Origin of the sequence: Kyrpidia sp. (genome assembly GCF_023512215.1) — a bacterium.
In the GTDB taxonomy this organism is placed as follows: domain Bacteria; phylum Bacillota; class Bacilli; order Kyrpidiales; family Kyrpidiaceae; genus Kyrpidia; species Kyrpidia spormannii.
Window position 1 is genome coordinate 1 of sequence record NZ_JAILZZ010000063.1, and the last position, 13796, is coordinate 13796.

A 13796-nucleotide genomic window follows, 5' to 3' on the forward strand; every position below is an offset into this window, starting at 1 on the left:
CCGACATGGGACCTTCCTAGGACCGCAAAAGTTTTAAGGGCCAGCCTGGCCCGGCGGTATGTTTGGCTGGGTCTAAATCATGAAACCCACTTTCCCTTTCATTTTTGGGAAATCTCAAGCCAAAACTACACCACTTGACGGGACACTACCAATTTTCATGAGGATCTCGTTTTCGATGCAGCGGGCAGCATAAGTGGCCAATTTTGTCCCCTTGTGGGGTTGAAAACTTTCAATGGCTTTGATCAGCCCGATTGTGCCGATGGAAATCAAATCTTCGGTGTCCTCGCCGGTGTTTTCGAATTTCTTGATTATATGGGCCACAAGCCGCAAATTGTGCTCGATCAGCAGGTTGCGCGCCCGTTCGTCTCCCTCGGCCATCTGTTTTAGGTATTGTTCTTCTTCCTCTTCAGACAGTGGATGGGGAAACGCACTGTTCTTGATATAGGAGACGAACAGGGCAATCTCCCGCACCACCAGGGCCAACAGCGCCGTCAATCCGGCCACTGGACCACCTCCCATCCCCTAGGAACCCGGCGCGAAAAGGCTCCGGTTTATGTATATGCGGGGCGAGCAGGGGGGTGACCCTGTCCGGCCCCGTACCTGTAAGAGGCGACTGAGATGACTTCGAAAAATGATCCCGACCAAAGAAACGTCGAGGTGATCCAATGGCGCATGACCTTCATGGTGGAACCAGATGCTCAGGCCTCGGACGCATCGAGCTCAAGATACCGCGTTTGCCCGTGGAATACCACGAGAGGTTCTCGTTTGCGGATATAGCGTGGGCATGAAAAAAGGGGGATTCCCCCCTTGTGCACCTAAATACCAAGATACACCGTCCCGTTGCGGTATTTTCCCAGCAGATTCAAGAATTGGACAAGCGCCGTTCTTTCATCGTAACTCCACCCACGGCCCAGTGCTCTTCCGCAATTTCATAAATGGCGATTCGAATCGCCTCCCGGGATCCCCCCAAACTTCGATGGACGGCTTCAGTGACCTCCTCGATCAGCCGCTTTTTAATGGCCGGCGACCGACCTTCCAGTATGTGTATTTGAATCAACGGCACATTCTCAACCCCTTTCGCAGTCCCGACCCTTGCCTCCCCCTTCCGGCCATCGACCAGGAAGGGCAAGATGCGGCATTTCAGTCTACGGCAAGTTCAATGATTCCCATCCCGTCAAAGATGACTTGTATCCAATCTCCCGCCTTCACCGGCACGGCCTCGGTGATACCCCCGGTCAACACCACCGCTCCGGCTTCAATGATTTTCCCGACGCGGGACAGCATCTGCGCCAACAGAATCACCGACCGCACCGGGTGGCCCAGTACCGCCGCCCCCGCTCCGGTCACCACGGCCTCTCCATTCTTGCGCACCGTGACCCCCACCTCGTCGAGGCGAATCCCGTACGGGAGGTACACTTGCTCACCCACGTAGAATTTTGCCGAGGACGCATTGTCGGCCACTCCGTCCTCCAAAGTAAACGAAAAATTTTCGTATCGGCTGTCGATCACTTCCAAAGCCGGCATGACGCACTCTGTAGCGGCCCACACATCCCGGGCCGTCACATGCGGTCCTCCCAAGTCGTGCTTGAGAATAAAGGCAAATTCAGGTTCTACCCGTGGATGAATCAGGCCGGCAAGGGACAGACGCGGCTTTCTCAATTCCATGGACGCCATCAGCCGTCCGTAAACCGGTTCATCGACTCCCACCGAAATCTGTTTCGCCCGGCTGGTCAACCCCATCTTCCACCCGGTCGGACGATCTCCCCGGGCCTCCGCCGCTTCCACACAGAGCGCCTGAATGCGATACGCATCCTCCACCGTTAGGTCAGGATATTCCGCGGTCAGCTTTTTCATCGGACGTCCCGACAACTGATGTTCCATCACCCGCCTGGCCAATTGCGATAAATCCACCCACTTCGTCCCCCCTACATCCGACTTTCTTGCAATCCTCCGGCTCCCACCCTTGGGGTCGCACGTTCTGCCAATTCCGCCGCCACATCCACAATCATATCTTCCTGACCGCCCACAACCTTCCGTTTCCCCAGTTCCACCAGAATATCCCTAGCATCCACATTGAACTCTTCCGCAGCCTTAAACGCGTGCAACAAGAAGCTGGAATACACACCCGCGTAGCCCATGGTGATGCTGGCCCGATCCGTTTGCACGGGACGGATCATCCGCGGACGGACAATATCTTCCGCCGCATCCATAGCCACATAAAGATTGATTCCGGTCTCGATTCCGGCTTTCTCCGCGACGGCCGCCAGCAACTCCAACGGCGTATTCCCCGCCCCGGCTCCCAGCCCGGCCAGGCTGGCGTCGATCCTCGTCGCGCCCGCCTCCACCGCGGCCAGGGAGTTGGCCACCGATACTCCCAAATTATTGTGGGCATGGAATCCGACTTCCACATCCGCATCCAGAGCTTCCCGCAAGGCCGACACTTTTTCGCGCACCTCATCCATGAGCATGGCCCCGGCCGAGTCGACCACATAGACCGTTTGAGCGCCGTACGAAGCCATTTTTTTGGCTTCCTCGACCAAAACGGACGCGGCGACGCTGTGGGCCATCATCAAGAAACCGACCGTTTCCAATCCCAGTTTTCGCGCCTCGCCAATGTGCTGCTCCGACACATCCGCCTCGGTGCAGTGGGTCGCCACCCGGATGACCCGGATCCCCCAATCCACCGCCCTCTTCATATCTTCGACGGTGCCGATCCCCGGCACGAGCAATGCCGCGACCTTGCTCCGCCGGACCGCCCCGCACACCGCCCGCAGGTAGTCCTCTTCGGTTTCCTTCGAAAATCCATACTGGATCGAACTGCCTCCCAAACCATCACCATGGCTCGCTTCAATGATCGTCACCCCCGTGCGATCCAAAGCTTCGGCAATGACCCGCGCGTCCTCCACACTGAACTGGTGGCGCACCGCATGCATACCGTCCCGGAGCGACACATCGGTGACCCGGATCTTTTGTTTCTCCACCTTTCGTCCCCCTTACCGTTGCACCATTGATCGGTTTTTTGCAAACTCTTCGCCCACCTTGGTGGCGGCCGCCGTCATGATGTCGAGGTTTCCGGCATACACCGGCAGAAAATCACCCAATCCTTCCACCTCGATCGAAATGCTGACCACACGGTCGCGGTAAATCGGCTCCCGGTTCAACCGATACCCCGGAACAAAGGTCTGGACATGTGCCACCATTTCCCGGATGGACCGGTCGATGGCCTCGTGGATGTGGCTTCCCGTCTCATCAATCAGGCAAGAGACCGTGTCGCGCATCAGAATCGGCGGCTCCGCCGGGTTCAGAATGACAATGGCTTTCCCTTTACGGGCTTGCCCGATCACCTCTAACGCTCTCGCCGTCGTCTGGGTAAACTCGTCAATGTTCTGCCGCGTTCCCGGCCCGGCGCTCTTGCTGGCCACCGTGGCCACGATTTCCGCATAAGACACCCCGACCACACGACTCACGGCTCGGACCATCGGAACCGTGGCCTGACCGCCGCAGGTGACCATGTTCACGTTCGGGGCATCCAGGTGTTCCCCCAAGTTCACAGCCGCGATCACATACGGTCCCACGGCGGCCGGAGTCAGATCAATCGTCTGGATTTGTGCTTCCCGCAACCACTTCGAATGTCTGACATGAGCTTTTGCGCTGGTGGCATCAAACACGAGATCCGGCCGCACCCCGCGCTGCAGCGCCGCTTTCAATCCGTCCGCCGACGTCTCCAGACCCAATTGATGGGCCCGCCTCAGCCCTTCCGATTCCGGGTCGATTCCAATCATCCATCGTGGTTCGATCCATTTGCTGCGCATGAGTTTGAACATCAGGTCTGTGCCGATATTTCCCGACCCGACAATTGCAGCCGTTGCCTTTTTCATTCAGCAGCCTCCCGTGTCAAAACTTGTGTGTCCACGAAACCCAGTCGCCCAAAGGACGCGGTGTACCACGCTCCCGCCTTCACGGTGACCGCCGCACTGATCGCACCTGACAACACCACGTGTCCGGGCTGAAGAATCGTTCCGAATTCCGCCAATTTGTTGGCCAGCCAGGCAACCCCCATCGCCGGGTGTCCCAGCACCGCCGCACCAGTACCCGTCTGCACCATTTCGCCGTTTTCATACAGAACCATCCCCACCCGTTCCAACCCCGCGTCGGTCACCCGGGTGGGCCGGTTTCCCAAGACAAAACAGCCCGACGAAGCGTTGTCCGCCACCGTATCAGGAAGCCGAATCCGCCAGTTCTCGATGCGGCTGTCGACAATTTCGATAGCGGGCACCACATACTCTGTCGCCTGCAGCACGTCATGGAGGCCAAGACCGGGCCCCTTTAGTTCTTTTTTCAAGACAAAGGCAATCTCGGCCTCAACCCGCGGCTGCAGGAGCGGGTGCTTCACCGGCACTCCCGAGGGATATTGCATCGACTTCAGCAGGTGACCGTAATCCGGCTCCCTGACCCCCATCATTTCCTGCATGGGACGGCTGGTGAGGCCGATTTTGTGCCCGACGATCCCATCTCCCGCGGCAAGCTTACGATGAATAAGCGCCAGTTGAATCTGATACGCTTCTTCAACGGTGACCCCGGGTTCCTGTTCGGTCAGCGGTGGGATCGGGGAGCGATCCTGTTCTGCCAACAGCAGCCTTTTTGCCCATTTTTCTACTCTCTCCGGGTGCACCCTTTTGTCCTCCTCACAGCTTTACACACACATTGGTCAATTCCGTAAAGAATTCAAAACTGTGTACTCCGCCCTCCCTGCCGATCCCGCTTTGCTTCATTCCACCGAAAGGTGTTCGGAGATCCCGCAAAAACCAAGTATTGATCCAGATGACTCCCGCCTCGATCTGGGCGGCCACCCGATGGGCCCGTTTGAGATTCGTTGTCCAAATCGTCGCGGACAGCCCATAATCGGTGTCGTTCGTTTGTTCGATCACTTCTTCCTCGGAATCGAAGGGTTGAACCGTGATGACCGGCCCAAAAACTTCGTGGCGGACAATCTCACAATAGCGATCCACGTCCACGATCACAGTGGGCTCCAGGTAATACCCGCGTTTCAGATGAGCCGGCCGGCCACCGCCAATGAGAATTCGCCCCCCGTCCTCGACGGCCCGCTCGATAAACCCTTCCACGCGCAGGAGGTGTTCTTGGCTGATTAATGCCCCCACATCCGTCCCCGTATCCATGGGATCTCCCACGGTCAAGGAGGCGATTCGATCCGTCATGCGCCGCAGGAACTCATCATAGAGAGGACGCTCCACGTATACCCGCGACCCGCACAAACACAGTTCCCCCTGATTGGCAAAACTTGAGCGGATCGTCGTTTCCACCACATCCTCCAGGTCCGCGTCGGCGAAGATGATGTTGGGGTTTTTCCCCCCCAGTTCAAAGGACAATTTTTTGAGATTGGAAGCGGCCGCACGCATCACCGCCTTTCCCGTAGCGGTTTCCCCTGTCAGAGAAACCAAGTCCACATTCGGGTGTTCGGTCAGTGCCGATCCAGCCGCATCGGGCCCAAATCCGTGCACCACATTGAGCACTCCGTCGGGCAATCCCGCCTCCTGACAGATCTCCGCCAATCTGGTCGCGGTCGTGGGCGTCAACTCCGCCGGCTTGATCACACACGTGTTGCCCGCCGCCAAACATGGTGCCACTTTCCATGTCAACAAAAACAAAGGGGCATTCCAAGGAGAAATTAAGCCGGCCACCCCGACCGGCCTGCGCAACGCATAGTTGAGCGCCACATCGTCCATCTGAAACGCTTCGGTGCCGAGGCCTTTGACAAAATCCGCGAAAAACCGGAAGTTATACGCCGCTCGGGGTATATCCAGAGTCCTGGAAAGTTGAAGGGGCTTACCGGTATCCAGGGTCTCGAGCCTCGCGAGCTCCTCCGCCCTTTCCTTGATCAGATCGGCAATCCGATGCAGGATCTCCGAACGTCGGGCCACCGGCGTGCGCCCCCATTCTTTAAAAGCTCTCCGCGCGGCGGACACCGCACGGTCGATCTCATCTCTCCCTCCTTCCGCCACCTCGGCAATGACTTCCTCCGTGGCTGGATTGATGTTTTGAAATCGCCTGCCGTCTTTGGACTCGACAAACTCTCCGTCGATAAAGTGGCGTAACACTTCCATTCCTCTCATCCCTCGTTCTTTTTTTCCGTCTTCCGGGACTTTGTCCCGGAAGACGGAAATCTATTTCTCGATACGTATCATCAAATCCGACAACGGCTTGGTTCGGCACGCCAGGACATATCCGCGCTCTTTCTCTTCGGGGGTGAGCACCGTCACAGAACATTTTCCAAGTTCATATCGGCCGCTTTCGACACGCACCTTGCAGAAACCGCATCCGCCTCCGAGGCAACCGCGCTTGATCGCACGGATACCCTGATTCAAAGCCTCGGACAATAGGTTCTCATCCTGTCGGCACGTGTACTCCGTTTGCTGATCGGACACCATCACACGATACCTGGGTTTCATCCCGCACCCCAACCCTGTCAGGATCAAGTGAACACCGTGCTGAACCGCTCGTTGCTTTCCCCTCGGTGATAAAAAATTCCTCTGGTGAAAAACCGTTCTTCCGTCCACGTAACCGGAATAAAGTCGGGCCCGGGTGCATACCCGCCGGAGAACACCTCATTGCGGTTCCCGGACGGATCGAAGAAATAGATCGTCAGGCCCCGGGTTACCCCGTGGCGGGTTGGGCCTTCATCATGGGCGATATTATTTCGGGCCAGCCAGTCACCGGCTCTCAAAACATCATCCCAACTGTTCAAGGCAAAGGCGAAATGGTGCAGCTTGGCGTCCGGCCCCTTGATCACCGCGATATCGTGGGTGGTGTTGGTGCGAAACAGAAATGTGGCCGTTAATTCTTCTTGCAGGATGACTTGCTCGCTCATATGAAAATCCAATACGTTCATCAAAAGATCGGTGGTTCCTTTGACATCGTCGCCGGAAATCAACAGATGATCCAGATGCGGCGGGGCAATGCCCTTTAAATTCGCGGGATAAGGATCCGGGTTCAGTTTTAAACCGTTGCCTGGACGTTCAATTTCATGGTATAATTCCATAACTTGACCGGTCGGAAGGGTGAATCGAATCGCCTGCCCTTCCGCCAGTCGTTCTCCTTTCGACACCCGGCCCACGCGCACTCCGTACTCTTCCAACGCTTTCTCAAAGCGATCCAATTCTTCTTCCCTGCGCACCTTGAAGCCCACGTGCACCAGTCCGGGATGATCCGCCTCCACCAGAATCAGGCTGTGATGATCGTCCTCGTCCCAAGCTTTGAAATAAGCCCTTCCGTTCTCTTGAGCCATCAATTGCAATCCAATGACATTGCTATAATAGTCGATGCTTTGTTTCAAGTCGGTGACCCGTACCTCGACTCTTCCGAGGCGCATGACACCCATAATGATCTCTCCTTTCGATATGTCCACAGATTTGTTAATATTCCTATTTCTTCAATTTCTTACGATGAATGTTTACATCGTCCGGATTGATGAGGTCCTCCACCGTCCAGCCATCCAAATCGTACTCACCCATCATCGTCTCGGCGAGTCCGACATATTGGTCCACATCCTGCATAGATTGGGCAAACAGCAAGGTTTCCAAGCGAATGTTCTCGTAATTTCCGGCATAGTTTCGCTCATAAAGCTCATGACGACTACCGAATTCGCTTCCCACGGCATCCCAGAGCGCTTTCATCACCTTCATCTTGGAAACGGCGTCATGCCCGTTTGATCCCCGCAGATACTTGTCCAGATAAGGACGAATCTCGGGGGTTTTGAAATCCACCGCATTGGAATTCATGTATACCAAGGCACTGGCCACATCCGTTTCGACAATCTCTTTGATACGGGGATAGGCCATGGGGGCAAAGACGCGATAGGCTTGTCCATGGCGAACGTCCGGATTGACATATTCTCCAATCCAGGGAACGGGAGCGTGGGCCATGGCCTCGGTAATCGAGTAAAACAGGTGTCTCCAGGCGATCACCTCGCCCAGCCGGGCCTGCACACCGCGAAAATCTTTTGCTCCGGTTGACTCAAGCGCCTTCATGAGCAACCCGGCAATGAGTTCGAGTTTTACGACAAGTCGAGTACAGCCGTGGAACGTAAAGCGCGGGACAAACCCCGACATCGGAACAAACTGGTTCGCTTTCTCCACGTCGCGATAAATGAACACGTTTTCCCATGGGACGAAAACATTGTCGAAAACCAGCACGGCATCATTCTCGTCCAAACGGCTCGACAACGGATAATCGAAGGGACTGCCCATCACGGCGGCTGTGTACTCGTACGAGGGACGGCACAACAACTTCACTCCCGGGGTGTCCATGGGAACGATAACCGTCAGGGCAAACTCTTCTTTCTGAACCGGCAGTGTTCCATAAGGTGCCATAAAGTTTGCGTGGGTCAGAGCGGATCCGGTTGCCACCACTTTGGCGCCGCTGACGTATATGCCGCCATCCGTTTCTTTTGTCACGTGCATAAACACGTCGCCCACTTCATGTGGAGGCTTGTTTCGGTCTACCGGAGGATTCACGATCGCATGGTTCAGAAACAGTACCTGTTCCTGGGCGCGCTTGTACCACGCTTTCGCATTCTCGTCAAATGGTTTGTAGAATTCGGAATTAGCGCCCAAAGTCCCCAGAAAACTCGCCTTATAGTCCGGACTGCGTCCCATCCATCCATAGCTGATTCGTTGCCAAGCCATAATGGCATCCCGGGCCGCAACCAGATCCTGGGCACTTTTGGGAGCTTTGAAAAACGGGTGCGTCTTTCCTCCGTTGCCCGTGTCGGTGTCGGTCAGAAGGACATCCTGATACTTGGGATCATGAAGGACATCATACATCCGCGCGAGCATTCTTGCCGAGTTGCGGAACGCGGGATGGGTGGTTACATCCTTGACGCGTTCTCCATAAATCCAAACTTCCCGGCCGTCGCGCAGACTCTCCAGATACTCCTGTCCGGTCATGGGGCGACTCAAAGTTGCATGAACTGCCATTGGATCATTTCCCCTTCCATATCCGAGTGTCTTTCTTCCCCTATCCCATCAGTTTTTTGGTTTTGTGCCTTTCTGCCATCACCTCCACCCGGAATTCCGGACATCGCGACGAGCTCCCCCTCCACAACGTCTCCGTTTTTGCTGCGGCGGCGCCCCTGGCCGCACACCTTACCCCCTCTTTCCGGCGGCAGCTGGAATCCCAAAATTCCCGGTGAAAAAGATTAACGGTGAATCCTCGCAATAATCGAACCCCACGATCTCCCCGACGTACAGAACGTGGTCCCCCCCATCGTACCTGCGCCATGGAACACACTCCATCCATGCAAGAACCGGGGACAACCTCGGAGCCCGCTCCCCCCTCTCCCAGGCAAACGAAGCGTCTTGTTGGGGTCTGCCCGCAAAATTCATCGCCACCGCACGTTGGTGGGAGGCAAGAACATTGACCACAAAAGGGGCACCGTCCAGCCGACTGCAAGCTTTGGCCTGTCGAGCGATGGACACCAACAGCAACGGCGGCTCCAAAGACACCGACGTGAAGGAGTTGACCGTAATTCCGTGAGGTTCCCCGCCGAACTCATATGTAACCACCGTCACACCCGTGGCAAATCGTCCAAAACAGTACCGCAATTCCCTTGTATCCATCGTCTCCCCCCATATTCTCAGGCCCTGTTCAATCATATATCATATATGATATATGATTGAACAACCCTTATTATTCTGTTTCTATCGCTTACTTTCAACCGGCTTAACAGATCATATTTTTTCAATATCTCTTGATCGCTTTTCATTTCTACGGTTTACCGCTCTTTTCTTCATTTTTCGTAACGCATACCTGTAGAGAAACCGAAGCAGAGGTTCATCTATGAGGGCGGACCGTGGCGGAAACTGTCGGGGAGGGCAGCCGAAATCCCGCGCTCATCAAAAAAGCCCGACACCGATCATCTGGATGATGACCGGCGCCGGGCTAGGCGGATCCAAACCGAAGCAAGGGACGGGAACGAACGGGACAAACATTCGAACAGCGGTCCATCACGGGAACGGGGAGCGACACCTAGGTTTTGATGGCATCCGACTGGTGAGCCATCTCCTGTACAAACGACATATAGCCGCTCATGGACCTTTCTTTTTGCAACCTCGTCAACCGTTCGAGTGCATCTTCGTCGCGATCCCGCAGCGCTTGGATCATGGCCCGGTGTTCTTGCTGAGACGTGTGCATAGACGCCGGGTTATGAATAAACACCCATCGGGAGCGTGCACAGCGTTCCCATACGCCCATTACGATACGAAACAGTTCTTTCCACGGAGAGAGTTCATAAAGGGAACGATGAAACTCATAGTTCAGACGGCTGAACTCGGCCGCATCGTTCTGTTCAATCGCTTCATCCATGCCGTCGACCAATTGCTCCAATCGGCCAATATCTTCATCGGTCACCCCGCGAACGGCGGTGCGGGCAAGAATGGGCTCCAGAGCTAGACGAATCGTAAAAAGCTCGGAAAATTCCTCAACCCGTACAGGAGCCACCCTTGCACCGACAAAGGGGGTATTCTCCACCCAGCCCTCCGCCTCCAGTCGACGAATGGCTTCCCGGACCGGGATCGAACTGGTTCCAAGATCTTTCGCCAATTGATCCACCACGAGGCGTTCCCCCGGGGGGAGTTTCCCCGCCATCATCGCCTCTTTCAGTTGTTCATATACCCATTCCGTACGCGTTGTCGGCATTCGCACTTCGTTTACCCTCACTTTAGAAAATCGCCCGTTCCCGATGTCGGTCAAACCCATGCCGGGCAGAAAGCTCTCGCGAGATACTTTGACAAAAACCGATCTCCGGCAAGCACTCCGTGGAGAAGATCGGAATCCTTCCCGCTTCGTCGCTGAGTTACTTTTATAATACTATCGAAGAACGCACAGCCCTACAATATGATCGTCATAAACCTTTGTATGGAGGAAGGGGCGGTATCCGGCATACGAGTGCCTCATCGCACGGCCCCGCGGCCAGGAATTCGGAATGGCTCGGAGACAGGCGGTCTTCTGGATAAAACAAACTGCCTCCGCCCCGGATCTCCCCTCCCCCGTCGATTACACCACGACGCTCCTTTGACGAACGAAGTGGCACGCGAGGCGGAAACACGGGCGATTTCTCCAGGTTCGGCACTGGGCCCAGGGGGATGGCAGCGGTGTTTGTTTTTCGACTTCTCGTGCAGTTCTGTCCAAACGTTTCTCCTTGAGAGATGCTTTTGGTCCGGGCGCAGTAAATGACGCGAGTTCCCTCCGCCCACGAACTCCATCGCGGTCGCTGCTCCCGCGCTTCGACTGGCGCACGTCACCAACAGACTTTCTCCGACAAGTTCAGATCCAACTGCTCTTCTCCTTTCCGAATGTGAACATCATCCATCTTCTTCATGAGCCATCCGTCAAGATAGACCTCTTGGCAAATTCCTGAACCTATCTCTGGGCCAAAAGACGGTCGGAGGGAAACGCCACAACCGGGCGGCAATTGTTCCTATGCAGCAAAATTCGTCTCAGCCCCCTTTCCCCATTCTCCACAGTAGAACAACATCATAAAGTCCGCCATCGGGCCCCTCTTTGCCACAGAATCGTCACAGATTTGGGCGGGTTTTTCTGTTGTACTACACTTTACGAATATCCCGGGCGGTGTTATACTACAGTCAACAACAGAGAACGACCGGAGGGGACCACGATGATCGCGGTGATGGAATTTTATACGAAAATCCCAAAAAAACAGTGCACCGTCTGTGGGAAAGAATTTGAAGAACAATGCGAATCCTATGCCACCGAGTGTGAGCACTGCATCAACGAAGTGCAGGCCCAGGAATAAAAAATCTATGGTCAATCACCTCGGAGAAACGTAACATCGCCCGGGCACCCCTTGTGCAGCCGGGCGACTTTTTTTGGAGAACTCTTGGACAGCTGCAGAATCATTTGGGAGATAAACGAATGATGCGCCAGGGAGAGCTGTCCACCTGGTGGCCGGCCACCCGGGTCTGCACCTCCACCATCCAACTTCCGGTGTCCGCGAGCCACGCATCCGGAAACGAAAGCCACAACACGTCTCCGCGAATCATGACACCGGGGGGAATCGCATCCGACGGAGCAGATCCGGGCAGAACCGTGGGCACCCCGCCCCGCACAGCAAGATCGACCCGCCTCACCCCCATCTTTTGGAAGAGACGCAGGTGAAGCTCGTAGGAAACAGCCGAATCAATCCGCCTCCGGGTCTGGATGCCGATGTACCAGCGACCACCGCTGCGCACCGATGCCACCGCCCGAAGATCTGCCGATCCCTCCCACTCCCGTTGAAGCGTATCCCCCACCGCATCGAGCACCACAGTATAAGGCGCCAAGGGGGCTGGTTCAGCCCGGTTTCCGGATCCGCCAGAGCCAATGAAACTCCAGGTGTGCTCCCTTGGCGCGCCTGCCGCCGCACCGGACCGGGCGGCCCCCATCGGGTCAAAACCCGCCACAGATCGGAGAACTGGCGTGTCGATTCGGCCGAACAGGTCATTACGCCGCACGAAAGCCCGTAAAAAAGGGCCGATGGTCCGCACCTGAGAAACGTGCTGCGAGATGGCGGCATATTTGCCCGCCTCCTCCTCGCCGCGAAGGGGGAAAGCCAACCAGTGCACCCCGACGGCAACCAAGGGGCCGGGCGGCAACAAAAACCATTTTGGCTCATAAGTCCAGGGCACCGGGTAATCGCCCCGATGGACGAGATACGTCCATTCCCTCACATCCTGCTGTAGCTTGGCGAGAGTGTACACCACAAACGCCGAGGTTGCCAGGTGGTCCGGATGCTGATCAAAGGGATCTGGGTAGATCACATCCGTGGGCTGAAACTGTTTCAACACCGCCTCCAATTCCGCCACCGCCGCGCTGCCACTGTACGGTCGATCGGATTGATAGGCAAAAGGATACGGCACCCGGGTGGCGCCATTGGGTCCCCGGACCGGGTCATCGTCAGACCAATGAGCCTCCCACATCGGCGAAAGGCCCCCGTCCGGGAAGCCAAAGAATACGACATTCTCCGCGGGCACCCCCAGCCGACCGAGGGCCGCCAAAGCCTCGCCGTGACGAAGGGCTCCCAAGCGCCGCAGGTCCGCGGGCCTGGCGGGGAATACATGAAACGCTTCTTCGGCAGCCCGCCGGTATCCGTCCCCCACCGTTATGAAGACGACAAAAACCTGCTTTCCCTGGGCGACCAGCCGTTGGATCAGCCCTCCTCCGCCCAGGGACTCATCGTCCGGATGCGGTGATATGTACAAAACCCGATCACCGAAATGCCTTTCGTCTACGGCGGGGGGCATGGGTGCCGGACGAACGAGATCAATCCAATAAGGGGTGAGCCAGATGAATCCAAATCCAAACAACGCCAGAACAACAAGCCCCAGGATGGCCAACATCGCCCACCGCCGGGCTCTCGCGAGTCGCAAAGCCACCGACAACTCCTCCGGCCCAAGGATGAATACCGCCGCCCATCTGACCCACGATTAACACCGGGAATCGGTCCTGCCGATCATGGAGCGAATCTTGGCGACGAGAATGTCCACCGCCACCTGATTCCGACCGCCTTCTGGGATAATCAGATCGGCATACCGCTTCGTCGGCTCGACAAACTCCAGATGCATGGGGCGCACCACCGTCAGATACTGATGGATGACCGCCTCAATGGTTCGTCCACGATAACGAACATCCCGTAAGATGCGCCGAATCACCCGGACGTCGGGATCGGTGTCCACATAGATCTTAATATCCATCAGATCCCGCAGCCGTTTATCGTCCAGTAC

The 13796-nt window shown here is 56.2% G+C and carries 14 protein-coding genes and 1 pseudogene; 1 reads left to right on the forward strand and 14 read right to left on the reverse strand.

What is annotated here, in order from left to right; genetic code table 11:
* Nucleotides 1–141 precede the first annotated feature (141 nt).
* The 12 genes and pseudogenes from K6T64_RS14885 to K6T64_RS14935 form a co-directional block, all read right to left on the reverse strand.
* Nucleotides 142–519: pseudogene (locus tag K6T64_RS14885) on the reverse strand (sigma-70 family RNA polymerase sigma factor); the annotation flags it as partial.
* A 343-nt stretch (nucleotides 520–862) separates the two neighbouring features.
* Complete coding sequence (locus K6T64_RS14890) at nucleotides 863–1063, reverse strand: 2-hydroxymuconate tautomerase (RefSeq protein ID WP_100668060.1); 201 nt, start codon at nucleotides 1061–1063, stop codon at nucleotides 863–865.
* Between the two features lie 77 nt (nucleotides 1064–1140).
* Nucleotides 1141–1911, reverse strand: coding sequence for a 2-keto-4-pentenoate hydratase (locus tag K6T64_RS14895; RefSeq protein WP_198591995.1), 771 nt, complete (start codon nucleotides 1909–1911; stop codon nucleotides 1141–1143).
* A gap of 14 nt (nucleotides 1912–1925) precedes the next feature.
* On the reverse strand, nucleotides 1926–2981 hold the full coding sequence (gene dmpG, locus K6T64_RS14900; protein WP_288010862.1) for a 4-hydroxy-2-oxovalerate aldolase: 1056 nt from the start codon (nucleotides 2979–2981) through the stop codon (nucleotides 1926–1928).
* Nucleotides 2982–2993: 12 nt separating this feature from the next.
* Nucleotides 2994–3878 carry an acetaldehyde dehydrogenase (acetylating) gene (locus K6T64_RS14905; RefSeq protein ID WP_288010863.1) on the reverse strand — a complete coding sequence of 295 codons (885 nt, stop codon included), beginning with the start codon at nucleotides 3876–3878 and terminating at the stop codon, nucleotides 2994–2996.
* Nucleotides 3875–4672: a 2-keto-4-pentenoate hydratase gene (locus K6T64_RS14910; RefSeq protein WP_288010864.1), complete on the reverse strand. Its 798-nt coding sequence runs from the start codon at nucleotides 4670–4672 to the stop codon at nucleotides 3875–3877. Before K6T64_RS14910 ends, K6T64_RS14905 begins: the two co-directional genes overlap by 4 nt.
* A gap of 13 nt (nucleotides 4673–4685) precedes the next feature.
* Nucleotides 4686–6122: an aldehyde dehydrogenase gene (locus tag K6T64_RS14915; RefSeq protein WP_288010865.1), complete on the reverse strand. Its 1437-nt coding sequence runs from the start codon at nucleotides 6120–6122 to the stop codon at nucleotides 4686–4688.
* 60 nt (nucleotides 6123–6182) lie between these two features.
* Nucleotides 6183–6467 (reverse strand): 2Fe-2S iron-sulfur cluster-binding protein, encoded by a 285-nt coding sequence (locus tag K6T64_RS16925; RefSeq protein WP_353737828.1) that lies wholly within the window; start codon nucleotides 6465–6467, stop codon nucleotides 6183–6185.
* A 23-nt stretch (nucleotides 6468–6490) separates the two neighbouring features.
* The gene (locus K6T64_RS14920) at nucleotides 6491–7396 is read right to left on the reverse strand and encodes a catechol 2,3-dioxygenase (protein WP_288010866.1); all 906 of its coding nucleotides are present in this window, start codon (nucleotides 7394–7396) and stop codon (nucleotides 6491–6493) included.
* A 43-nt stretch (nucleotides 7397–7439) separates the two neighbouring features.
* Nucleotides 7440–8993 carry a 4-hydroxyphenylacetate 3-hydroxylase family protein gene (locus K6T64_RS14925; RefSeq protein ID WP_288010867.1) on the reverse strand — a complete coding sequence of 518 codons (1554 nt, stop codon included), beginning with the start codon at nucleotides 8991–8993 and terminating at the stop codon, nucleotides 7440–7442.
* Nucleotides 8994–9161: 168 nt separating this feature from the next.
* Nucleotides 9162–9635, reverse strand: a complete 474-nt coding sequence (locus K6T64_RS14930) for a flavin reductase family protein (RefSeq protein ID WP_288010868.1) — start codon at nucleotides 9633–9635, stop codon at nucleotides 9162–9164.
* 409 nt (nucleotides 9636–10044) lie between these two features.
* Nucleotides 10045–10734 carry a GntR family transcriptional regulator gene (locus tag K6T64_RS14935; protein ID WP_288010869.1) on the reverse strand — a complete coding sequence of 230 codons (690 nt, stop codon included), beginning with the start codon at nucleotides 10732–10734 and terminating at the stop codon, nucleotides 10045–10047.
* A gap of 958 nt (nucleotides 10735–11692) precedes the next feature.
* Between K6T64_RS14935 and yhfH the strand changes: the two genes are divergently transcribed.
* Complete coding sequence (gene yhfH, locus K6T64_RS14940; protein WP_100668069.1) at nucleotides 11693–11830, forward strand: protein YhfH; 138 nt, start codon at nucleotides 11693–11695, stop codon at nucleotides 11828–11830.
* A gap of 100 nt (nucleotides 11831–11930) precedes the next feature.
* Here the strand turns inward: yhfH and K6T64_RS14945 are convergent, their stop codons facing one another.
* On the reverse strand, nucleotides 11931–13448 hold the full coding sequence (locus tag K6T64_RS14945; RefSeq protein ID WP_288010870.1) for a PIG-L deacetylase family protein: 1518 nt from the start codon (nucleotides 13446–13448) through the stop codon (nucleotides 11931–11933).
* 51 nt (nucleotides 13449–13499) lie between these two features.
* The coding region (locus K6T64_RS14950; RefSeq protein ID WP_483306153.1) for a nucleoside/nucleotide kinase family protein at nucleotides 13500–13796 on the reverse strand (297 nt) is incomplete at its 5' end.